Annotated in this window: 22 protein-coding genes; 17 read left to right on the top strand and 5 right to left on the bottom strand. The window is 59.9% G+C overall.

Annotated features, from left to right (window positions below; genetic code table 11):
- The first annotated feature begins 18 nt into the window (after window positions 1-18).
- The 15 genes from ACYVDM_RS13895 (at window position 19) to ACYVDM_RS13825 (ending at window position 14,703) form a co-directional block, all read left to right on the top strand.
- Entirely contained in the window at window positions 19-981 is a 963-nt protein-coding gene (locus ACYVDM_RS13895) for a Bug family tripartite tricarboxylate transporter substrate binding protein (protein WP_415793475.1), read from the top strand.
- 38 nt (window positions 982-1,019) lie between these two features.
- Complete coding sequence (locus ACYVDM_RS13890) at window positions 1,020-2,018, top strand: NAD-dependent epimerase/dehydratase family protein (RefSeq protein WP_415793476.1); 999 nt, start codon at window positions 1,020-1,022, stop codon at window positions 2,016-2,018.
- Window positions 2,018-2,911 (top strand): NAD(P)-dependent oxidoreductase, encoded by an 894-nt coding sequence (locus ACYVDM_RS13885; protein WP_460475407.1) that lies wholly within the window; start codon window positions 2,018-2,020, stop codon window positions 2,909-2,911. The genes ACYVDM_RS13890 and ACYVDM_RS13885 overlap by 1 nt, the downstream gene beginning before the upstream one ends.
- A 25-nt stretch (window positions 2,912-2,936) precedes the next feature.
- The gene (locus ACYVDM_RS13880) at window positions 2,937-3,704 is read left to right on the top strand and encodes an SDR family NAD(P)-dependent oxidoreductase (RefSeq protein ID WP_415793478.1); all 768 of its coding nucleotides are present in this window, start codon (window positions 2,937-2,939) and stop codon (window positions 3,702-3,704) included.
- Window positions 3,705-3,728: 24 nt separating this feature from the next.
- Window positions 3,729-4,886 (top strand): ABC transporter substrate-binding protein, encoded by a 1,158-nt coding sequence (locus tag ACYVDM_RS13875; protein ID WP_415793479.1) that lies wholly within the window; start codon window positions 3,729-3,731, stop codon window positions 4,884-4,886.
- 24 nt (window positions 4,887-4,910) lie between these two features.
- The gene (locus tag ACYVDM_RS13870) at window positions 4,911-6,071 is read left to right on the top strand and encodes an ABC transporter substrate-binding protein (RefSeq protein WP_415793480.1); all 1,161 of its coding nucleotides are present in this window, start codon (window positions 4,911-4,913) and stop codon (window positions 6,069-6,071) included.
- Window positions 6,072-6,081: 10 nt separating this feature from the next.
- Complete coding sequence (locus ACYVDM_RS13865) at window positions 6,082-6,951, top strand: branched-chain amino acid ABC transporter permease (RefSeq protein ID WP_415793481.1); 870 nt, start codon at window positions 6,082-6,084, stop codon at window positions 6,949-6,951.
- A gap of 3 nt (window positions 6,952-6,954) precedes the next feature.
- On the top strand, window positions 6,955-7,950 hold the full coding sequence (locus ACYVDM_RS13860) for a branched-chain amino acid ABC transporter permease (protein ID WP_415793482.1): 996 nt from the start codon (window positions 6,955-6,957) through the stop codon (window positions 7,948-7,950).
- Window positions 7,947-8,726 carry an ABC transporter ATP-binding protein gene (locus ACYVDM_RS13855; RefSeq protein WP_415793483.1) on the top strand — a complete coding sequence of 260 codons (780 nt, stop codon included), beginning with the start codon at window positions 7,947-7,949 and terminating at the stop codon, window positions 8,724-8,726. Before ACYVDM_RS13860 ends, ACYVDM_RS13855 begins: the two co-directional genes overlap by 4 nt.
- Window positions 8,713-9,426, top strand: a complete 714-nt coding sequence (locus ACYVDM_RS13850; protein ID WP_415793484.1) for an ABC transporter ATP-binding protein — start codon at window positions 8,713-8,715, stop codon at window positions 9,424-9,426. Before ACYVDM_RS13855 ends, ACYVDM_RS13850 begins: the two co-directional genes overlap by 14 nt.
- Window positions 9,427-9,430: 4 nt before the next feature.
- A complete protein-coding gene (locus ACYVDM_RS13845) occupies window positions 9,431-9,574 on the top strand; it encodes an NAD(P)-binding domain-containing protein (protein WP_460475406.1) in 144 nt (47 codons plus the stop codon).
- Between the two features lie 206 nt (window positions 9,575-9,780).
- Window positions 9,781-10,779, top strand: coding sequence for a Bug family tripartite tricarboxylate transporter substrate binding protein (locus ACYVDM_RS13840; RefSeq protein WP_415793485.1), 999 nt, complete (start codon window positions 9,781-9,783; stop codon window positions 10,777-10,779).
- On the top strand, window positions 10,772-12,826 hold the full coding sequence (locus ACYVDM_RS13835; protein ID WP_460475405.1) for an oxidoreductase: 2,055 nt from the start codon (window positions 10,772-10,774) through the stop codon (window positions 12,824-12,826). Before ACYVDM_RS13840 ends, ACYVDM_RS13835 begins: the two co-directional genes overlap by 8 nt.
- Window positions 12,823-13,794, top strand: coding sequence for a tripartite tricarboxylate transporter substrate-binding protein (locus ACYVDM_RS13830; protein ID WP_415793487.1), 972 nt, complete (start codon window positions 12,823-12,825; stop codon window positions 13,792-13,794). The genes ACYVDM_RS13835 and ACYVDM_RS13830 overlap by 4 nt, the downstream gene beginning before the upstream one ends.
- 33 nt (window positions 13,795-13,827) lie before the next feature.
- Entirely contained in the window at window positions 13,828-14,703 is an 876-nt protein-coding gene (locus ACYVDM_RS13825; RefSeq protein ID WP_415793488.1) for an isocitrate lyase/PEP mutase family protein, read from the top strand.
- A 174-nt stretch (window positions 14,704-14,877) separates the two neighbouring features.
- Here the strand turns inward: ACYVDM_RS13825 and ACYVDM_RS13820 are convergent, their stop codons facing one another.
- Entirely contained in the window at window positions 14,878-15,846 is a 969-nt protein-coding gene (locus tag ACYVDM_RS13820) for a tripartite tricarboxylate transporter substrate binding protein (RefSeq protein WP_415793489.1), read from the bottom strand.
- 60 nt (window positions 15,847-15,906) lie between these two features.
- Window positions 15,907-16,815, bottom strand: coding sequence for a TauD/TfdA dioxygenase family protein (locus ACYVDM_RS13815; protein ID WP_415793490.1), 909 nt, complete (start codon window positions 16,813-16,815; stop codon window positions 15,907-15,909).
- Between the two features lie 170 nt (window positions 16,816-16,985).
- On the opposite strand from ACYVDM_RS13815, the gene ACYVDM_RS13810 reads away from it, so the two are divergent.
- Window positions 16,986-17,723, top strand: a complete 738-nt coding sequence (locus tag ACYVDM_RS13810) for a GntR family transcriptional regulator (RefSeq protein ID WP_415793491.1) — start codon at window positions 16,986-16,988, stop codon at window positions 17,721-17,723.
- Here ACYVDM_RS13810 and rocF read toward each other — a convergent pair whose 3' ends face one another.
- Complete coding sequence (gene rocF, locus ACYVDM_RS13805; RefSeq protein ID WP_415793512.1) at window positions 17,724-18,647, bottom strand: arginase; 924 nt, start codon at window positions 18,645-18,647, stop codon at window positions 17,724-17,726. It lies immediately after the preceding gene.
- 228 nt (window positions 18,648-18,875) lie between these two features.
- Here rocF and asd point away from each other — a divergent pair, with 228 nt between their 5' ends.
- The gene (gene asd, locus ACYVDM_RS13800; RefSeq protein ID WP_415793492.1) at window positions 18,876-19,739 is read left to right on the top strand and encodes an archaetidylserine decarboxylase; all 864 of its coding nucleotides are present in this window, start codon (window positions 18,876-18,878) and stop codon (window positions 19,737-19,739) included.
- A gap of 207 nt (window positions 19,740-19,946) precedes the next feature.
- On the opposite strand, the gene ACYVDM_RS13795 is transcribed toward asd, so the two are convergent.
- Together ACYVDM_RS13795 and ACYVDM_RS13790 are read right to left on the bottom strand one after the other, a co-directional pair.
- Window positions 19,947-20,711, bottom strand: coding sequence for a MetQ/NlpA family ABC transporter substrate-binding protein (locus ACYVDM_RS13795; RefSeq protein WP_415793514.1), 765 nt, complete (start codon window positions 20,709-20,711; stop codon window positions 19,947-19,949).
- 218 nt (window positions 20,712-20,929) lie between these two features.
- Complete coding sequence (locus ACYVDM_RS13790; protein WP_415793493.1) at window positions 20,930-21,829, bottom strand: NAD(P)-dependent oxidoreductase; 900 nt, start codon at window positions 21,827-21,829, stop codon at window positions 20,930-20,932.
- Between the last annotated feature and the right edge of the window lie 80 nt (window positions 21,830-21,909).

Here is a 21,909-nt window from a genome sequence, read left to right as displayed (position 1 = left end):
AAAATCAGGAGACATGCGATGAAAAAGTTGGCTTTGGTGTTTTGCTGGGCATTGGCGTTGGCTTTACCTTTGGCCGCCCAGGCGGATTATCCCGATCGGCCTATCAAGCTCATTGTCCCGTTCCCTGCGGGCAGCGGCACAGATACGGTGGCAAGGGAATTGGCCGAAGAAATGGCGAAGGATCTGCGTCAGCCGATCGTGGTGGACAACAAACCAGGCGCGCAGGGCATCATCGGCGTGAATGCGGCTGTGGATTCGCCACCGGATGGTTATACCTTGGTCATGCTGGGCGTGACGACCGGGGCCAGCAACGTCACGCTGTTCAAGAAATTGCCCTATGACCCGATGCGTGACCTGACTCCCATTGGCATGATCGCGGAGTCGCCTATCGTGCTGGTGGCGGCCCCTCAATTCGGGCCGGACAGTACGAAAGAGTTGTTCGAGCTTGGACGCAAAGAGCCAGGCAAGCTGACCTATGCCTATGGGTCGGGCAGCGCGCAGATCGCGGCCGCGAAGCTGGTCGACATGGGAGGGATCGAGACGGTCGGCGTGGCGTACAAGGGGTCGCCGCAAGCGCTGACGGACGTGATGTCCAGGCAGGTGGATTTCATGTTCGTCGATCTGTCCTTGGCCATCCCTCAGATTCAAGGCGGGAAACTGAAGGCCCTGGGGGTCACGACAGCGTCGCGGTTCTCGATAGTGCCTGACATTCCGGCCATCAATGAGTCTGGTGCGCCAGGGTATGAGCTAGTCGTCTGGTTCGCCCTGGGCGGGCCCGCGAACATGCCGAAACCGGTGGTCGATCGTCTTTCGGAATCACTGAAGCAGGCGCTGTCCAGCAAAAAGCTCCAAGGCAAGTATGCGAACCATGGCTTGGCGGTAAAGCTGTCCACGCCGGACGAGTTCGGAAAATTTCTAAAGAGCGAAATCAGCAATTGGGGCGACTTGATCCGTAAAGCCGGAATTACGCCTCAGGGTTGAGACCATTTTCAAACATCACGTAGACAGGGACAAAGGCCATGGAAATTTCTGGAGGTCGGTTCGCCATTACCGGTGGGGTCAGTCTGATTGGCTCGCACATCACTGAAGCGTTGTTGTCGCGCGGTGCGGAACAAATCATTCTGTTCGACAATTATTCCCTGAGCACGCCGGAAACAGTCGGTGATTTGCTCAAGAACCCCCGAGTCAGGGTCGTGCGGGGAGACATCCTTCGTATCGGCGAACTCTATGACGCCTTCGAGGGCGTGCAAGGGGTGTTTTCTGTCGCGGCTTTCTTGACTTTGCCGTTGTCGAACAATCCCGCGCTCGGTCTGGCCGTGAATGTGCAAGGACAGAACAACGTCCTCGAGGCGTGTCGTTACCAGGGCGTGAAGAAGATGGTCTTCTCATCGTCCACGGCGGTATACGGCGAGCCGATCCAAGGGGTCATGGACGAAACCACGGCGTCCAATCTGGCGCCTTTCCAACCCGCGGCGGCGTTGTATTCGGCATCCAAGCTCATCGGCGAGCATCTGAACAGGTATTACCACCAGAAACAGGGGCTGCAGACGATCTCACTGCGTTATGCCACGGTGTACGGCGAACGCCAGCACTACCGTGGCGTCAACGCCCTGTACATCGTGGAGAACTACGACAGGATCAAGCGAGGAGAGCGTCCCATCATTCCCGACGACGGAAAAGAAGTCCATGACTACATTCATGTTGCGGATGTGGCCCGCGCCAATGTTCTGGCCATGGGGTCCGATGTTTCGGGTGAAAGCATGAACGTGTGCACCGGGGTCGCCACGACCTTGAATGACGTGGTGAACACGCTGCTCAAGGTCATGAAGTCCGACCTGAGGCCTGAATACCGTACGCCGACGCAAGGGGTACGCGCTTCGGTGGGTACGCACCTGGCGTTCAGCCGAGAAAAAATCGAGCGCCTGCTGGGTTGGAAGCCCGAGGTGTTGCTTGAAGAGGGCATTCGCCGTCTGGTGGCTTGGTGCGAACAACGGGATGCTGCCAAGAGGAACGGATGATGGACAAGCTGACCGTGGCGGTGGTTGGCATGGGCCAGATGGGCTCGGCCGTGGCGCTCAATCTGAAAGATAAAGGATTTGACGTTATCGGCTGGGACATTGTGCCGGCTGTGCGCAAGCGCGTTGCATCGCAAGGCATGCAGGTCGAAGAAACGCTGTCAGACGCGTTGAAGGGACGTACCTATGTGCTGAGCAGCTTGCCGAACGGCGCCGTCGTCAGGGAAAGCTGGTTGGGCAAGGCGGGATTGGTCGAACTGGCTGATGCGGGCGCAACCCTTATCGACCTGAGCACGGTGGAGCCGTCTGCGATGCGAGAGGTCGCCAACGGCGCCAAGGGCCGTGGGTTGAAGGTCTTGGATTGTCCGGTCAGCGGTGGTCCGGTCGAGGCACGCGCGGGAAAGCTCATCGTGATGGTGGGTGGCGAGACCACGGTGATGGAGCAAGCGTTGCCCTTGTTGGAAGCCTTGGGTCCGACGATCCGGCACACAGGAGATGTGGGGTCGGCCAAGGTAGTCAAGCTGATCAATAACACCATGGCAATGGGAAATCTGTTGGTCGCCTGCGAGGCCTTTTCGCTGGGTGAGGCCTTGGGCGTGGATTCGGCAACCTTGTTTGATGTCCTGTCGGAAAGCGGTGGCCGCTCGATGACATTCACCAAGCGGTTTCCACTCGCACTGAAGGGAGATTTCGAACCGCGTTTCAAGTTGGCGTTGGCGGAAAAAGATTTGGCACTGGGCTTGTCGATGGCCAAGGATTTGGGAGTGCAAGTTCCGACAGCCACTTTGGCGCGGGATATGTTTGGCCAGGCGTTGGAAGAAGGGTACGGAGAAAAGGACGCAGTGGCACTGCTTGCCATGTACCGAAACAGAATTGGACAGCAAGCCGGGAAATGAACAAGACGACCAGGAGATGAAAGCAATGGGCAAGCATGCGGTGGTTACAGGCGCGGCGTCGGGCATCGGGGCGGATTGCTGCCGGGATTTGTTCGAGCGCGGTTATACGGTCTTTGGGCTGGATAGGGACGAGCAGAAACTGAACCAGGTGGAGGAAACGGCAAAAGGTACGTCGGGGAAATTCATTCCTATTGTCTGCGACACCTCGAGCAGCGCGTCCGTGGCGCAGGCCTTTGAACACATCCGTGCCGCGACGAGTGCGGTGGATGTACTGGTGTGCTCGGCCGGTGTATTCCGAACCGGCGCGTTGATGGAACTTTCGGAATCGGATTACGACGCCTTGTTCGACATCAACACCAAGGGATGTTGGCTGACGGCGAAGGCCGCCCATCCTTTGCTCAGGCGCGCGGCGACTCCGGATGCGCCAGCCCGAGTGGTATTCGTGGCATCCGCCGCGGCGTTTCGGCCCAAGACGGGAGGCGGCGCCTATGCCGCGTCGAAAGTCGCATTGACCTACATCACGCGGGTGCTCGCGGTGGAGTTGGCGAATCAGTCGATTCTGGTGAATGCCGTGGCGCCGGCGACCGTGGATACCCCGCTCGTGCATCAATTGGTGGCCGATGCCGCGACTAGCGGCTATCAGGTTTCGGGCGTTTCGCCCTTGGGTAGGGTCGCGCAGCCATCCGATGTCACGTCGGTGATTCGCTTCTTGCTTGGTGATGATTCGCGCTATATGACGGGCACGATCATTCCCATAGACGGAGGTTCGGTCGCAGCGGTTTTATCAAAATAAAAATGACGGAAGGAGGAGAAAACGATGAAAAAATTGATATTCACGATTCTGGCTGGTGCGGCCGCGTTTTGTGCCAATGCGCAAGACACCTTGAAAATTGGTGTGCTCGCGAGCCTTTCGGGCCCTGGCGCGCCTTGGGGGCAGGCCATTCTATATGGCACGCAATTCGCCGCGGACGATGTCAATGCCAAGGGCGGCCTGAAGGTGGGCGACAAGTCCTACAAGATCGAGATCGTTGCATACGACGACAAATATCAGGCCAGCGAGGCTGTTACCGCCGCCAACCGGCTGATCTTCGAGGACAAGGTCAAGTTCATCATGGGGCCCATGGGTGGCGCCACCGCCTTGGCGATCGGGCCCACCGTCGAGAAGCATGGGGTGTTGACGACCACCATGGCTTTCACGCCGCTGGCGCTGGGTCCCGACAAGCCGCTGACGTTCCGGCCGGTTCTCACGACATCCGAAACGGCCGGTGTGCAGGTGGCCTGGGCCGTCAAGAAATACGGCCTGAAGAAAGTCGGCGGCCTGTTCCCGAATGACGAGACGGGCCAAAAGATCGTTGTCGACCTGGAGCAAGCCTATGCCAAGGCTGGCGTGCCATTGGCGGCCAAGGAAATGTTCGAGCGCGACCGGCTGGATATGGTTCCGCTTCTGACCCGTCTGATGGCCCAAGGCGTAGATGCCATCGATCTGGACGGCAACGCACCCGCGACGGCCGGCCTGATTGTCAAGCAAGCCCGCGAGCTCGGATTCAAAGGGTTGATCATCCGCAGCGGCGGTCCGGCCACACCCGAAATTGTCAAGGTCGCAGGGACGCAGGCCACCGAAGGCATGGTGGTCTATGCACCGATCGATCCGTCGAACAAGGCGGTTGCCGATTACGCACAACGCTACCTCAAGGCCCACAACAAACCCATGAATGGGTTCAGCCCCTCGTACTACGACAGCGCCAACATGGTGTTCCAGGCCATTTCCGCAGCCGGCACCATTACCGACACGAAAAAGGTGGCAGACGCCCTGGCCGCCATGCGCGATTACCAGGGCATCCTCGGCACGCTTAATTGGACCGGCAAGCAGGCCTACGGTATCGACAGGCAGGTAGCCATGCCTTTCTATGTGGCGGAAGTTCACTCAGGCAAGGAAGTCATAGTCGCGAACTGCACGCTCGCAGGCTGCGAATAATTAAAAGCATAAAGGGAGACAACCATGTTGAAGAGATCATTGATGTTGGCTGGTTTGCTGGCGATGACGGGAATGGCCCATGCGCAGGAGACGCTGAAGATCGGCGCGGTTCTGGCTTTGTCCGGCCCCGGCGCTGCCTGGGGACAGGGTATGCAGTACGCCGCACAATTCGCGGCAGACGACGTCAACGCCAAGGGCGGACTCGAGGTAGGCGGCAAGAAGTACAAGGTGGAAATCGTCGCTTATGACGATAAGTACCAGGCCAACGAGGCAGTGACGGCGGTGAATCGCCTGATCTTCGAGGACAAAGTGCAGTATGTCATCGGCCCGACGGGGTCCGCGCCGGCATTGGCCATACAGCCGGTGACGGAAAAGAACAAGGTCATCATCATGACCCTGGCCTTTACCGCGAAGGCCATGGGAGCCGACAAGCCTTACACTTTCCGCCCCGTGCTTACCACGGTGGAAACGGCTGGCCCCCAGGTCGCATGGATCTCTCAGGTTCTCGGTATCAAGAAAGTAGGCGGGTTGTTCGTCAGCGACGAATCCGGGCAGCAGCAGCATGAATGGCTCACCAAAGCCTATAGCGGAGCGGGCATTCCGCTGGTCGCCAGCGAGTTCTTCGATCGGGACCGTCTCGACATGATGCCGCTGATCACGCGGTTGATGGCCAAGGGCGTGGAGGCAATTGAACTGAATGGGATATCGCCCACCACGGCCGGCCTGATCGCCAAACAGGCGCGTGAGCTCGGCTTCAAGGGCAGGTTTATTCGCAGTGGTGGTCCGGCTACTGCGGAAATCCTCAATGTCGCGGGTGCCAAGGCGGTCGAGGGCATGATCGTCTATACCCAGTTCGATCCGAACGATCCCAAAGTCAAGGCCTATTCCAAGCGCTATAGCGATAAGTATCACAAGCCCATGAACGGTTTCAGTCCGTCTTTCTACGACGGAACGCATATGTTGTTCCAGGCCATGGCAGATGCGGGAACCGTGACCGACACCGACAAGGTCCGCGCGGCACTCGAATCCCTCAAGGATTATCCGGGCATATTGGGCACTACTAACTGGAGCGGACAGCAGACGTACGGGATCAATCATCAGGTCGATACGCCGTTCTATCTTTCCGAGGTCATCGCAGGTCAGGAAGTCATCCGTGCGCGCTGCACGATGGCCGGTTGCAAGTAAAGGAGGCGTCGTGGATATCTTCTTTCTGCTGGGCCAGGCGCTGATGAACGGGCTCATTATTGGATTGCTTTATTTACTGATGGCCATCGGCTTTACGCTGGTCTTCGGCGTGATGCGTATCGCCAATTTCGCGCATGGCGAGTTCTACATGCTGGGGGCCTTCATTGCGTTCATCTGCGTGACGCAATTAGGGCTGCCGTATATGTTGTCGGTGCTGATTGCGTTTGTCCTGACGCTTGTGCTCGGATGGATTCTGGAAATCGTCGTGCTGAAACCCTTTCGGGGCGACGAATTGAATGGACTTATCGCGACGCTCGGGTTGGGTATGGTCATACAGAATGTGGCCCTTATGGCCTTTGGACCTGATCCGCAATCCATGCCGCCGGCGGCTGAAGGGGTCGTCTCGCTGGGGAAAATCGTCATGCCGCTTTCCCGCTTGTACGTGGTGGCGTTTTCGGCGGTGGTGCTGGTGGCACTGTATGTATTCCTGATGCACAGCAAGGCAGGGCGTGCGTTGCGAGCCGTCGTCCAGGACATGGAAATCGCTTCGTCCTATGGAATCCGTTCGGGTGCGGCTTACCCGTTGGGCTTTGCACTGGGCATTGCGTTGGCGGCGATCGCGGGCGCATTGATGGCACCGGTGTTCTCCGTTTCACCTTTCATTGGGGCCACGCCGCTATTCAAGGCTTTCATCGTGGTTGTCCTGGGCGGCCTGGGCAGTATCGGCGGGGCCGTGCTTGCCAGTCTGCTGTTGGGTATATCGGAAAGCCTGGGGGGCACGTTCTTCGATGGAAGTACGGCCGACATGTTGATATTCGCTCTGGTGATTCTGGTTCTGGTCATCAGACCAACCGGCTTGCTCGGGCGTGCGGAGCATTGATAAATGACGCGCGACTCCATTTCTTCCTTCGCGAATCCCTCGCTCGATAAGCAGAAACGCAAGTCCTCGAGCTATCCCGTGCTGGCGTGGATGCTGCTTGCTGCGCTGATGATCGTGCCGCTGGGATTCAGTAGTGCGTTCTATGTGCATCTGGCGGTCCTGATATGCCTGAACACCTTCATTGTCAGCGGCTTGGCGTTGTTGACCCGTACAGGGCAGTTGTCGTTGTGCCATGCGGCATTCGTCGGTATTGGCGCCTATGTCTCCGTTCTGGCAGAAATGCGGTTGGGGCTGCCTTTCTTGGTGGCAGCCGCCCTGGGAACGATGGCGGCATCGCTAGTGGCGTACCTGCTGGGCTCTGCGATACTGCGATTGCGTGGCGTGTATTTCGTGCTGATCACGTTCGCGTTCGGCGAATTGTTTCGTCTCTTCATGCTGGATGCCGCCTCGGTGACAGGCGGGGCGAATGGCATCGCGAAGATACCGGCGGTAGATTTGCTGGGCTTTGCGCTTGATACCCGCAAGGCATTTTATTGTCTGGTCGCGCCCTTGGCCGCTACTTCGATCATATTCCTTGTCGCGTTCTTCAGGACGCCCAAAGGGCATGCTCTGGACGCCGTGGGGGAACAGCCCGGTCTGGCGGAATCGTCCGGTATCAGTGTACGTAAAGCCCAACTATTTGCATTCACCGTGGGCAGCGGCATGGCCGGACTAGGCGGTGTGCTGCTATCGCGCTATGTGGGGTATATCTCGCCCGAGTCCTTTTCCGCTCAGGTTTCGATCGCCGCCATCATCATGCTGGTCGTCGGTGGCCGAGTGTCGGTCGCCGGACCGATCATCGGCGCGCTCATCATGACGCCCCTGCCCGAATTGTTCCGCGGCGCTGTGCAGTCTCAGAACATCTTCTACGGGATGAGCCTGATTCTTATCCTGCGGTTTCTGCCCAAGGGAATCGCTAGCTTGGGCCTGTTGCGACGCTTGACGGGAGAACGGCTATGACGGTGTTTTTGCGGGTAACGAATCTCTCCAAGACATTCGGCGGTCTGAAGGCCGTGCGCGATCTCAGCTTTGATATCAACGAGGGCGAGATCGTCGGCTTGATAGGCCCGAACGGCGCCGGCAAGAGCACGGCGTTCAATCTCATCACCGGCACGCAGCCAGCCACGTCGGGAAGCGTGTGCTTCAACGGCAAGGAGATACTGGGCATGACGCCCAGCCAGGTGGTTCAGCAAGGTCTGGCGCGAACCTTTCAATCGGCCTCGGTCTATGGCAACGCGACCGTACGCGAGAACGTCTTTCGTGGCGCGATATCCAAGTTAGGCGTGCCTTTCTTCCATCAGCTGTTCGGCACGCAAGCCTATCTTGAAAAATTGCGGGAGCTCGATACGGAGATCGACGAGATCCTGGATATCGCGAGCTTGAATTCCGTCCGGGATCAATTGGCGGGCGGCCTGGCGTATGGATATCAGAAACGGCTCGGCGTCGCGATCGGGTTGGCCACCAAGCCGCGTCTGCTCTTGCTGGATGAGCCGGCCGCAGGCCTGAACGCCGAGGAATGCGCGGAATTCAGCAGGTTCCTGCAGCGTGTGCGCTCCCACTATCGTCTGACGCTCTTGTTCGTCGAGCACCATATGGCACTGGTCATGGGTACCTGCGAACGCATCGTCGTTCTGGTGCAGGGGCAGAAGATCGCCGATGGCACGCCAGCCGAAATACAGGCCAATCCAGCGGTAATCGAGGCCTACCTGGGAGAAACCGAACATGCCGGTGCTTGAAGCAAAGGAAATCGTGGTGCGCTATGGGCCGTTGGAGGCCGTGCGCCACGCGTCGTTCAGTATCGGAGACGGAGAAATCGTCGCGCTGATTGGATCGAATGGCGCAGGCAAGAGCACGACCCTGAAATCGCTGATGGGATTGATGCGCCTGACATCGGGCGAGCTGACGCTGGACGGCCAGCGGATTTCGGGCAGCGGCGCGGCACAACGCGTACGCATGGGAATCGCCTTGTCGCCCGAGGGTCGGCGGCTGTTTCCGCGCATGACCGTATGGGAGAACCTGCAGATAGGCGCTCATACGGTGGGCGATGGCGCACGCAAGCGCAACGCGCAGGACTTGGTCTGCTCGCTGTTTCCCATCGTTGCGCAACGCCAGCACCAACAGGCGGGATCGCTGTCCGGCGGAGAACAGCAAATGGTTGCCATCGGCCGTGCACTGATGGCCTGCCCAAAGATCCTGATGCTGGACGAACCCTCGCTGGGTATTGCGCCCAAGATCGTGTCGGAAATACGGGCCGCCATCGAGCGTCTCAATCGCGAAACCGGGATTTCGGTTTTGCTGGTTGAACAAAATGCCGCTTTGGCCCTGCGCCTGGCCAGGCGCGCCTACGTGTTCGAGCAAGGGGAAATTATCCGCTCGGGCGCAGGGCAGGAACTATTGAACGATCCGTTTGTGCGGAAAGCCTACTTGGGGGTCTAGTGCCATGAATCAAACATTAGGATGCATCGGCGTCGGTGTGATGGGCGAGCCCATGTGCCGCCACCTGGCAAAAAAAGCGGTGTCTGCGTACGGGCCTGCGATCGCGATCCCGAACACCACGTCTTGCGCCATCCGTTCCGGTTCATGACGGGGCGACAGGCTTGGCCAGAAGAAAGACATGCACGGTTTTGGGCGATGGCGTTCATGGCTCGGCATGTCAGTCAGGACACATCAGTCCCGGTCTGAAAGTCCGAGGCTTGATGTGATGAAAATCAACTATTACACAACGGAGGCGGATCATCGACACGTTGCACGGGCAGGCCTTGCAATCCGAGATGGTCATATAGACAAACCATGTTCATCAAGAATTCTGAAATCGCTCGCCGTGGCCTGTTGAAGGTCTTCATTGCTGGCGCACTTGCGGTTACCGCGATACCGGCCCTTGCGGCCGACAACTATCCCTCCAAGCCCATCGCCATGGTGGTGGGCTTTCCGCCGGGCGGGTCGAACGACATCGTGGCCCGCATCATCGCACCCAAGCTCGGGGAAATCCTGGGCGTGTCGGTGGTGGTGGAGAACAAGCCCGGTGCCAACGCCACGATAGGCACCGAGTACGTGGCGCGTGCCAAGCCTGACGGCTATACGATCACCCTGGGCAGCGTGAGCCCGCTCTTGCTCAGCTATTACGTCTATCCCAACTTGCCCTACGATCCCTACAAGGATCTGTCGGGCATCACGACGGTAGCGTCCACGCCGGAATTGCTGGCGATCAACCCGAACGTACCGGCTAAGAATTTGGCCGAACTGATCGCGTTGTCGAAGAAGCAGGACGTTACGCTGGCGTCGGCCGGCAACGGCGGCCTGCCGCACCTGGCAATCGAACTGCTCAAGGCGGAATCGAAAGGGCGCATCGTGCACGTACCGTACAAGGGCGCAGGCCCGGGCATGGTGGACGCAGTGGGTGGCCACGTCGCGGGCATTATTGTCGACCTGCCGGCCCTGCACAAGCTCGTGATGGACGGCCGGCTGCGTGCAATCGCGGTGACCGACACCAAGCGCGCGTCCGTCATGCCCGACGTACCAACCACGGTCGAGAGTGGCCTGCCGTCGGTGCTTGCATTTAATTGGTTCGCGGTAATGGGCCCCCAGGGCATGCCCATGGACATCCGCCAGCGACTGCATGATGCGCTGGTCAAGACAGTGAACGATCCGGACACCAAGAGCAAACTGGAAAAACTGGGTATCGGGCCCTTTACGCAGGAATCCCCCGCAGCATTCGATGCCTTCCTGAAGCAAGAGGGTGAGCGCTGGAGCAAGCTGATCAAGGATGCCGGCGTCAAGTCGAATGGTTGATTCCAGGGTGTCCGACATGTTGCTGGCACAACCGGGGCGGGTGGGTAACCTGCGGCTGAAAAATCGCGTCGTGATGGCGCCCATGGGCACCAACTACAGCACGACGGATGGCCTATCGACAGAGCGCGACAAGCGTTACTACGAAGAGCGCGCCAAGGGTGGGGTGGGCATGATCATGACCGAGGCCATGGTTGTGACCGAGCATGCCCGTCCGCACCACAATTCGCTGTGTTGTTATCACGACCGGTTCATCCCCGGCCTGGCCAGCATTGTCGAGGCGATCAAGAAGCACGACTGCCACGTTTTTGGCCAACTGAATCATCGAGGTGGACTGCTGCGCCGCGCCGTGCTGAACATGGAGCCGGTCGGACCGTCTGCGTGGGTCAACCCGAACACGGGTGATAAGGTGCGGCCCCTGGCGGTGGACGAGATCATTGATATCCAGAAGCTGTTCGTGGCCAGTGCGCGCCGGCTGTGGCTAGCGGGCTACGATGGTGTCGAGATCCATGCCGCTAACGGCTACCTGTTCCAGCAATTCTTCAGCCCGCGCGTGAATCAGCGCACGGACGCCTATGGCGGATCGCTGGAGAACCGCACGCGGCTGCTGCTGGAGACCATCGTGCGCATGCGCGACGCGCTGCCTGACCTGTGCCTGGTGGTACGGCTGTCGGCCAGCGAGTTCGCCGAAGGCGGCTACACCCGCGAAGACATCATTGCGCTGGCCCAGGCGGTGGAGCATGCGGGGGTGGATGCTATTGACCTTTCCGGCGGCAGCAACGAAAGCCCGCAGCTGTCGAAGTTCTGCATTCAGCCGCCGTCGTTCCCGCGCGGCTGCCTGGCGCCGCATGCGAAGCCGATCAAGCAACAGGTGAAGATTCCGGTGTTTGCAGCCGGCCGCATGGTCGAGCCCCGGGACGCTGAGAACATGCTGTCGTCGGGCAGCGCCGATTTCGTATCTATCGGCCGCGCGCTATACGCTGACCCGCACTGGTGCGACAAGGCGTTTGGCAAGATCCAGGCGCCCATCCGAACGTGCATCGCATGCAACGTCTGCTTCGAGCGCCTGACGCTGGAAAAGGACGTTTCCTGTGTGCAAAATCCGATGATCGGCACCGAATTCGAAACCTTGGAATATGCCGAGCCACAGTTGTTCCCCGCCCCGACGAAAGGGCGTCTGCGTGTGCTGGTGCTGGGCGCCGGCGTGGCGGGCGTGGAGGCCGCGCGTGTGCTCAAGGGCCGCGGCCATGACGTCGAGATCTGGGAAAAGCGCGCCCAGCCTGGCGGCCAGATGCCGCTGGCGATGGCCTCGCCCGACAAGACCGAGGTCGAGCCCGTCTGGACCTGCCGCTGGAAAACCGTGCAGACGTTGGGTGTGCCGATACGCCTTGGCGTGCAGGCCGATGCCGGGCGCATCGGCGCGTTCGCGCCAGACCACATTATCGTCGCCACGGGCTCGCGCCCGGCAAAGCCGCCGCTGGACTTGTCGGCGCTGAACGCCAGCGTGCGCGTGTTGCACGCCTGGGACGTGCTGGCCGACCTGGATGCTGTCCAGCCCGGATTGCGAGTCACCATCGTGGGCGGTGGCATGGTGGGTGCGGAAGTGGCCGACGCGCTGCGGGTACGGGAGGCGCAGATCACGATCTTGGACCGTTTACCCATCATCGCCACGGGCATGGCGCGCAACAACCGATTCGAGCTGGTCGAGCGCCTGGAGGCCCACGGAGTCTCCATGGTCACTCACTGCCGCATCCTGGGTGTACAGGGTGACCAGATCGAGATCCAACAGGGCGACAAGTCCACCGAAAGCCTGCCTATCGGCAGCTGGCTGGTCTTTGCCACCGGTCCCAGGCCCGAGCTGGACGTCCTGGATGCGGTTGAGGCTAGTGGCGTTCCCTATACACGCATCGGCGACTGCAATGCGCCGGGCGACTTTCTGGCCGCCATCCGCGACGGCTGGATGACGGGGCTGTTGATGGATCGCATCACCCATCACGATGGGCAAGGCATCCGCCGCAGTCCATTCATACAAAAGGAGACAAACTCATGAAGAAGACGTTCAAGTCGCTGTGCGCCAGCCTGCTGGCCGCTGCCGCGCTGGCGCCGGCCGCCCAGGCTGCCGACAAGTATCCCAGCCGGCCGATACGTGTGGTGGTCATGTTCCCGGCTGGGGGCAGCGCCGATATTGTCAGCCGCCTGGTCACGCAGAAGGTTGGCGAAATGTCGGGCTTTAACTTCGTGGTTGAGAATCGCCCCGGCGCGGGCGGCAACCTGGCCCTGGATGCCGTGGCCACCGCGCCCGCCGATGGCTACACGGTGGTTTTTGCCACACCGGGTATCGCCATCAATCCCAGCTTGTACGCCAAGGTTCCGTACAAGCTCACGGATTTCAAGGCAATCTCGCTGGTTGGCGAGGCGCCCCTGATGCTCATGGCGCGTCCTTCGCTGGGTGTGAAATCGATTGATGACTTGGTAACGATGAGCAAGAAGGCTCCGGACGCCATTCGCTTTGGCAGCTCGGGAAACGGCAGTTCCTCGCATCTGGCCGCCGAAGTGCTGCGTTCCATGACCGGCCTGCAATACTTGCATGTGCCCTACAAGGGCGGCGGCGCTGCCATGACCGACGTGGTGGGCGGCCAGACCGACATCACCGTGCTGCCGATTGCCGAAAGCCTGCCATTCATCCGCGACAAGCGGCTGCAAGCCATGGGTCAGACGGGCCGAGTGCGCTCGCCCATCGCGCCGGACATTCCCACCATCGAGGAAGGTGGCGTGAAAGGCTATGCCTCTACGACCTGGTACATGCTGGCCGCGCCGGCTAAAGTGCCCCAGGAGGTGGTTGACACATTGGCCGAAAAATTCGACCAAGCCTTGCGCCAACCAGACTTGCGCGAAAAGCTTCAGAATATCGGTGTCACGACGATCAATGGCGACCCTCGACAGGCCGGCGAATTCCTGATGAGTGAAGCCGCTCGCTGGGATAAGCTGATCACGGCGGCCAAGATCCGGCTCGAATGACGCCATTTTCATACACGATGTGGGAGACCCCTAATGGAAAAATCGACGAAACAAGTCCTGCGTGAAAAAGTGGCCCGTCGCGACGGCCTGATTGTGGCCGGCGCTTTCAACGCGATGAGCGCCAAGATCGTCGCGGACCAGGGCTTCGAGGCCGTCTATCTGACGGGCGCCGGGCTGACCAATATGCACTACGGCGCGCCCGACCTGGGCATCATCGGCCTGCGCGACGTGGCCGATGCCGCCTCGCGCATCCGCGAGGCGGTAGAGCACCTGCCACTGATCGTCGACATCGACACAGGGTTTGGCAACGCAGTCAATGCCTGGCATACGGTGCGCGCGCTTGAGCGCGCCGGCGCCGACGCCGTCCAGATCGAGGACCAAGTCTTTCCGAAACGGTGCGGCCACTTCGCCGGCAAGGCAGTGGCGCCGCTGCAGGAAATGCTCGACAAAATCCGTGCGGCCACTGACGCGCGCAAAGATCCCGATTTCCAGATCATCGCACGCACAGACGCCCGAGCGGTGGAGGGTTTCGAAGGGGCGATCGAACGGGCGCAGAAATTCGCCGAGGCAGGCGCCGATATCTTGTTCGTCGAGGCCATGACCAGCCTGGAAGAAATCCGCAAGATTCCTCAGTTACTGAAGCAGCCGTTGTTGATCAACATCGTGGTAGGCGGCAAAACCCCCACGCTGACGGCGCAGGAACTGGGCGGCATGGGCTATAGCCTGGTGCTGTATGCAAACGCTGCACTTCAGGGCGCGGTGCTAGGCATGCAAACGGCCCTGTCCACGCTCAAGCGCGACGGCAAACTGGACGAAGACCCCACCTTGCTGGCGCCGTTTAACGAGCGCCAGCGCCTGGTCGATAAGCCCCTATACGACGAGTTGGAAAAACGCTACGCCGAGCGCTGACTGCCGAAAGCTTGGCGGACGTTCGCATGGGGAGCGATTCCCAAGAGCTGACCGCGAATCGCCTGAGACTGAAAGCCGTACGCCCATGACAGAGTAGCGGCCTCGCGCGCCCATCCTTGATCGTCTTCACGAACAAGATGGACGCGATTCCTCGGCAGCATTGACTCCGGATTTTTAGTTAGGCTTGATGCCGACCTCTTGCACGACTTTGGCCCAACGGCTGATTTCGCCTTGCACAAAACTGTTGGCTTCTTGGGGCGTGCTGGTTTTCACTTCTGCGCCCAGTTCGGCTAGCCTGCTAGCTAGGTCTTTTCCCTTCAGGACCGTGTTCAACTCTTGATTGAGTTCGTTCAGGATTGCGTCTGGTGTGTCCGCGGGGGCTAACAATAAAAACCAGCCAACGATATCGAAGCCTGGATAGCCACTTTCCGCGATGGTTGGCTGATCGGGCAGTAGCGATGATCGTTGGGCGGTGGTGACCGCGAGTGCCCTGACTTTGTCGCTTTTTATGTGGGGCAGCATGACCGCGACGTTGTCGAACATCATGCCTGTGCGTCCTGCCACCAGATCGGGCAATGCTGCTGAGCTGCCCTTGTAGGGCACATGCAAGATGTCGACTTGCGCGGCTTTCTTGAACACTTCACCGGCCAGGTGTTGGCCGGTCCCCGGACTGGCCGACGCGAAGGCGACTTCCCCTGGGTGTTGTTTCAGATAAGGAACGAGTTCGGCAACTGACGTGCTTGGTAGTTTGGGATTGACTACTAACACATAAGGCGTCGTGGCGACGAAGCCAACTGCGGTGAGATCGCGCACGGGATCAAAGGGCAGGTTGGTGTAGAGGGACGCATTCACTGCGTGGCTGCTGGGCACGAACAGCAGGGTGTTGCCGTCTGGTTTCGCCTGGGCCACAGCAGACGCGGCAATGTTGCCACTGGCGCCTGGGCGATTCTCCACCACGATATCGCGGCCGATTTGTGCGGAGAGCGCTTTGGCGACCAACCTCGCCATGACGTCTGTGGTGCCGCCGGGTGGAAATCCGACTTCAAGTCGGATGGGCGGTGCAGCGTACGCGGACATACAAGCGGTATTCAGGCAAACAAGCAGGGCGAGCGTACGTGCTCGACGAAAAAAATGGATGGGCATATCAGGTCTCCTCCAGGGAAATGCGACTGAGTTGTTTTTTTGAGCAGGTGGGCGCGCGTGTCAGGACACAGCGGCCAGCGCGCTCTTGAGCGATGCGTCGTCTTTGCTTTCTGGTTGAATGACGTAGCCCGATTTCTCGCCGCGCATGGAGCAACGCATCATATGTCTGGGTTGGCTCTGATCGAAGTCCTTTAGCGCGATATGCAAGGTGCAACGGTTGTCCCACATGACCACGTCGTTCAATGCCCATTGATGCCGGTATACGAACTCCGGCGCAGTGGCGTGATCATTCAGGAATCGCAGTAGCGGACGGCTTTCTTCTTCGGTCATGCCAACAAAGTTTCGAATCCGCTCGCTGATGAACAATAGCTTTCGTCCCGTTTCCGGGTGCGTGCGTACGACCGGATGGGCGATAGGCGGGTTGGCGCGTTTCATGTCGGCAATTTGGGCCGGGTCGCGGCGCTCAAACCCCTTGATCAGCGTGATGTCGTGGACAGCATCCAGTGTTTCGATGAAGTCGCGCAACACGGGACTGAGCGTTTCGTACGCCATATACATATTGGCAAACATGGTGTCGCCACCGATTGGTGGCTTTTCTTTGCACATTAGTACCGAGCCCTTGGCCGGACGGTCGGTGTAGGTGAGGTCGGCGTGCCAGTTTCGGCCGGTATTGCGAGTTTCCGAAGGTTTACCGTTTCGAGGCTTGTTCGACACCAGCAGGACTTCGGGGTAGTCGGGGTCACGGTAGTAGGGCACGTTGTCGTTGCGCTCGACTTCCCCCATTTGCGCAGTGAAGGCAATGAGTTGTGGCGCGGTGAGATCCTGATCGGGGAATGCCAGCACCAAATGGTCGTGCCAGGCGGCCTGCACAGTCGCAATTTGTTCGGGTGTCAGCGGTTTTCGTAGATCCAACCCTGTGACACGCGCCCCAGCCGCGTAGGCCTGCGCAGTGACGGTGATAGAAGTCATGAGAAATCTCCTTGATGCGGGCGGCAAACCGCCGCTCTCAAAAGCGAGTATATTAAGTCGATTGTCGTTTGTCGACAAAATATTATTTTGCGATGAGCCACCGTATTGACGCCTATTCCCGGGGGAGTCGAACGGTATACTGACCGTAATCTTTCCAGTATCTGAGAGCCATGACCGGCGCGTCCGCCTATTTCAATAAAGAATCGACACAGATTGGCCGCCTGGCCAAGTCGTTACCCGAACAAGTGGCGGAGTCTCTGCTGACGGCTATCCATGATGGCGCTATTTCTCCTGGCGAGCGCCTGAAAGAAGAAACCTATGCTGAGCTGTTTGCTGTAAGCCGCAGTACTGTGCGTGAGGCCATGGCGTTGCTCGAGAGGCGCGGTGTGGTCGAGCGCATTCCCCGTTATGGCGTACGCGTGATTGCGTTCAATGCAGAGGAAATCGAAGAAATATTCAACATACGGGCTCAGTTGCTCGGACTGGCTGCCCGACAGGCCGTGGAAAAGCCCACCTCAGTGAATTTTGCTCAGCTTTTGCTTGCGCGTTCGGTGCAGTTGCGTGCTTTGGCGGACGCGGAGGATACGACGCCGGCCGAGTATGCCAACTTGTCTATTGATACGCAGCATATGTTGATTGGCGCGTGTCAGGGTAAACGGTTGCGTGCCATCTACGAAGCACTCAGCGAGCAGGCGCTATGGCGTTATGCCATTCGTGGAAACTCGATCAGCTTTCGCACACAGAAAAGGCGCCGGGAGTCTGCTGAGGATTGGACGCGATTGGCGCAAGCGGTGGCCGATGGGAATGCCGACGAGGCCGAACGTGCCGCCAAGGTGCTATTACTCGCCTCATATCGGGCCGTCTCTGTCTACATGGCGAGTATCGAAGAGGCCTCTGTACCGGAGTGATCATCCCCGTGATCGGGACGGCCGCCGAATCAACGTGGATTTGCCGAACAGGCTTTGCACAAGCTCGGTGGCGAGCATGGCGGTTTTATTGCGGATGTCCAGCGCGGGATTGAGTTCGACGATGTCGAGCGAGGCGAGCCGGCCGGTGTCGGCGATCATCTCCATGCAGAGCTGTGCCTCCCGGTAGGTGGGGCCGCCGGGGATGCTGGTGGCGACGGCGGGAGCGATTTCAGGATCGAGAAAGTCGACGTCGAAGCTGACGTGCAGGTGGGTGTTCGGTGTCAGGTCCGCGAGGGCGGCTTCCATGACGGATCGCATGCCGATTTCGTCGATGGTGCGCATGTCATAGACTTCGATGCCGGCGGCGGCGATGAGGCGTTTTTCGCCGTCGTCGACACTACGGATGCCGATTTGGCGTATCCAGTCGGGATGCACGGCGGGGACTTCACCGGCCAGGGTGGTCAAGGCGTCGGGCCCCTGGCCGCAGAGGCAGGCGACGGGCATGCCGTGCAGGTTGCCGGAGGGCGTGAGGTCCTGGGTGTTGAAGTCGGTATGGGCGTCTAGCCACAGGATGCGCAGGGGTTTGCCGGTGTGATGACAGTGACGGGCGACAGCGCTGATCGAACCGATGCCCAGGCAATGGTCGCCGCCGAGGGTGACTGGGACGCGCTCGCGTTGTAGTTCGGCGTAGACGGCGTCGTGCAGGACCTGGTTCCAGGCGATGACGCCGTCCAGGTGGCGATAGCCTTGGTCGGGAGGCAGGTCGGGGTTGGCGGGGCCAGTCAGATTGCCGGCGTCGTGGACGTCATATCCCAGGGCCTGCAGGGCAGGGCCGAGCCCTGCGACGCGCAGGGCTTCGGGGCCCATCGAGGCGCCGCGAGAGCCGGCGCCGATGTCGGTGGGGGCACCGATGAGGGTCAACATGCGATTGGCGGGCAATGGATCGGAGATAAGCACGGTGCGATTCCCTGGGGGTGAGAAGGCCAGACCCTGCCGGCGAGGGGCGCAGAATCTGGGGGCGATGAGAGCATGTTTATCGATGTGGGCGGACGGCGCAAGGGGGCCGATGGGTAGCGCTACCCGTCTATAACAAGTAACATCCGTGCCCTGTGCCGTTCCTGCGGCGACGCCCTGTTGTTGTAACCGACTTCCATGCAAGTTAAAGATAAGATTTTCCTCGCGAGCCAGTACGCGTCTCCCCATCATTTGGTGTCGCGCTTGATGGGGGTGGCTTCTGATTGCCGCCATCCGTCGGTGAAGAACTGGATGATCTCGCGTTTTGTGCGTCGCTATGGCGTGGATATGACGCAGGCGCTGCAGGAAGACCCATTGGCGTATGAGACGTTTAATCAGTTTTTTACGCGTGGGCTGAAGCCGGATGCACGGCCGCTGGATGCAACGCCGCAAGGTATTGTGTGCCCGGCCGATGGTGCGATCAGTCAATTGGGCAGTATTGAGCATGGCCGCATTTTTCAGGCGAAGGGCCATTCGTATGGGCTGACGTCGCTGCTGGGCGGCGATATGGTGCGTGCCGAGCCGTTTGTCGGCGGTGAGTTTGCGACGATTTATTTGTCGCCGCGCGATTATCACCGGGTGCATATGCCGTGTGCGGGGACGCTGCGCGAGATGGTGCATGTGCCGGGCCGGTTGTTTTCGGTGAATCCGTTGACGGCGGGACATGTGCCGGAGCTATTCGCTCGCAATGAGCGGGTAGTCTGTATTTTTGATACGGAATACGGTCCGATGGCGCTGGTGTTGGTGGGCGCGATGATTGTGGCGTCGATCGAGACGGTGTGGGCGGGGCTGGTGACGCCGCACAAACGCAAGGTGCGTTCGGTACCGTATGACGCGGCGTCGCGTGGACCGGTTCAACTGGACAAGGGCGCTGAGATGGGGCGCTTTTTGCTGGGCTCGACAGTGATTGTGCTGTTTGGCCGAGATCGCGTTCGCTGGACGGATAGGTCGTCAGTGCGGGGGCCGGTGCGTATGGGTGAGTTGTTGGCGTTGCCTGCCTGAGATTGCGGTTGCTCGCGACGAGTCTGAGTTCTAAAGACGTTCCCGTCGTTGGTCAAGGCAATTCGGCGGGCCTTTTGAAAAACGGGCAGTCCCGCGCAGCGGGACCAAGGCCCCTGGTTGGGCCGAGCCGTTTTGATTAGGCCCGCCGCATTGCCTTGACCAACGACGGGGACTTCGGTTTTGAATTGCCCTGCGATCGGGCCCAAGTTACCAGGGGAATTCGATCAGGTCGCCGTATAGGTCGCGTAGTTTGGCTCTGACCTCAGGGGATTTTTGATAGATATCGATGAACTTGAGCAGCCGCGGATCGTGGGCGTGGTCGGGAGTGGTGACCCAGCGGATCGCATAGCGGCGGACGTTCTCGGGATCGGTGTTGTCGAAGGCCAACCCGTCCTTTTCGTCGATGCCGGCGTGTTTGGCGAACGTGGTGTAGGTGACGGATGCGGTGACGTCGTCGAACGCGCGGGCGGATTGCGAGCCTTCGATCTGGATGAGCTCGATCTGCTTGGGGTTGTCGACGATATCCTGAAGCGACGCTTCGTGGGTGGCGCCGGGGCGTAGTGTGAGCAGGCCGATGGACTGCAGGAAAAGCAAGGCCCGGCCTGTGTTGACGGGGTCGTTGGGAATCGCGATTTTGGCGCGTTGGGGGATGGCATCGCCTGGCTTGAGCTTCTTGGAGAACAGGCCAATGGTGGTCGAGTAGCCGTACGCGATGGGGGCGAGCTGGGTGCCGCGGCTTTGGTTGAACAGCAGCATGAAGGGTTCATGCTGAAAGAAATTCGCGTCCAATGCGCCTTCGGCGACACCAGTATTGGGCATGACCCAATCACTGAATTCAACGAGCTGGACCTGCAGGCCTTGTTTGGCGGCTTCGGCGATGGCGATTTCGGTGGCTTGATTGGCAACGCTGGGAATGACACCAATGCGCAACGGTTTTTCAGATGCGGAGTAGGCAGCGCCGGCCAGCATCATGAGGCCCAGCACACCGGCCAGCGGAAATTTCAGAAAACGGTTCATCGCGGGTAGGCCACCAGGGCAGCAATCAGCAAAGCGCCATTGTGCCCCAGGTCAATCGGTATCGTGCCTATGCCCCTGTCATCGACTTGGGCACCGAGCCTGTGGAGGCTGTCGCTTCGATATTAATGACCTACCGCATTGCCTTGATCACCGACGGGGACGTTTTTAGAACTCTACTGCTGTGACTTCGTCCCCCCCGCGAGCAACGAAACCAAATGCGGCAACGTCGTCTGTGGCGGGGTGTTTTGCGCGCCGTGTTTGAACAACTGCTCGATGGCGTCGGCGGCACCGTGTGCGGCGCCGGTTTCGTCGGCCATGGTGGTGTAGTAGCCCAGGTCCTTTTGTGCGTTGGATAGAGAAAAGCGAAGGCCGGAGTCGTCGCCGGATTCGATAAAGGGACGCAGGCGCTCGAGGGCGACGCCAGCGCCGCCGCCTTTGGCCAGGATGTCGGTCAGGACGCTGGCTTCGATGCCGGCGCGTTCGGCGCAGGCGGCGGCTTCGGCGATGACGGCGGCGCAGCCTAGCGAGACATAGTTGTGGATCAGCTTCATTCGGTGGCCGGCGCCGATGGGGCCGACGTGGCTGATGTTTTCGGCATAGCACCGCAACAGCGGCTGGCAGCGTTCGAAGAGGGCGCGGTCGCCGCCGACCAGCAGGTTCAGGCGGCCCTCGGCGGCTTCTTTGGGGGTGCGGGTCATCGGGGCATCCAGGAACTGGCCTCCGGCCTCGGTGACGGCCTGGGCGATGCGCACGGTCGAGGAGGGAATGGCAGTCGAGCAGTCGATGACGACGGTGCCTGGGCGCAGCCCCTGCAGCAGTCCGTCGGGGCTGAACAAGACGTCTTCCACTTGCGGGGTGCCCGTGACGCACAGGATCACGATATTGGATTGTCGGGCGACCTGGGCGGGGCTGGCGACCTTGGCGGCGCCGGCAGCCAAGAGCTGGTCAACGGGCTGGTTGCCGGGGTGATCCAGCAGCACCAGGGGGTAGCCATGTTTGACGATATTGCTGGCAATGCCGTGGCCCATGAGGCCCACGCCGATCATGCCAATGGAGTCTTTCCCGATATTCATGAAGTGGTTTCGCAAAAAAATGGTGACAGAGCAATCCGCGTTTACAGGGTCGGGGTTGCCGGATGTGGTTATCTTACAAG

The sequence above is a fragment of the Bordetella tumulicola genome (assembly GCF_054779135.1).
This window is presented reverse-complemented; position numbering and strand designations above follow the sequence as displayed.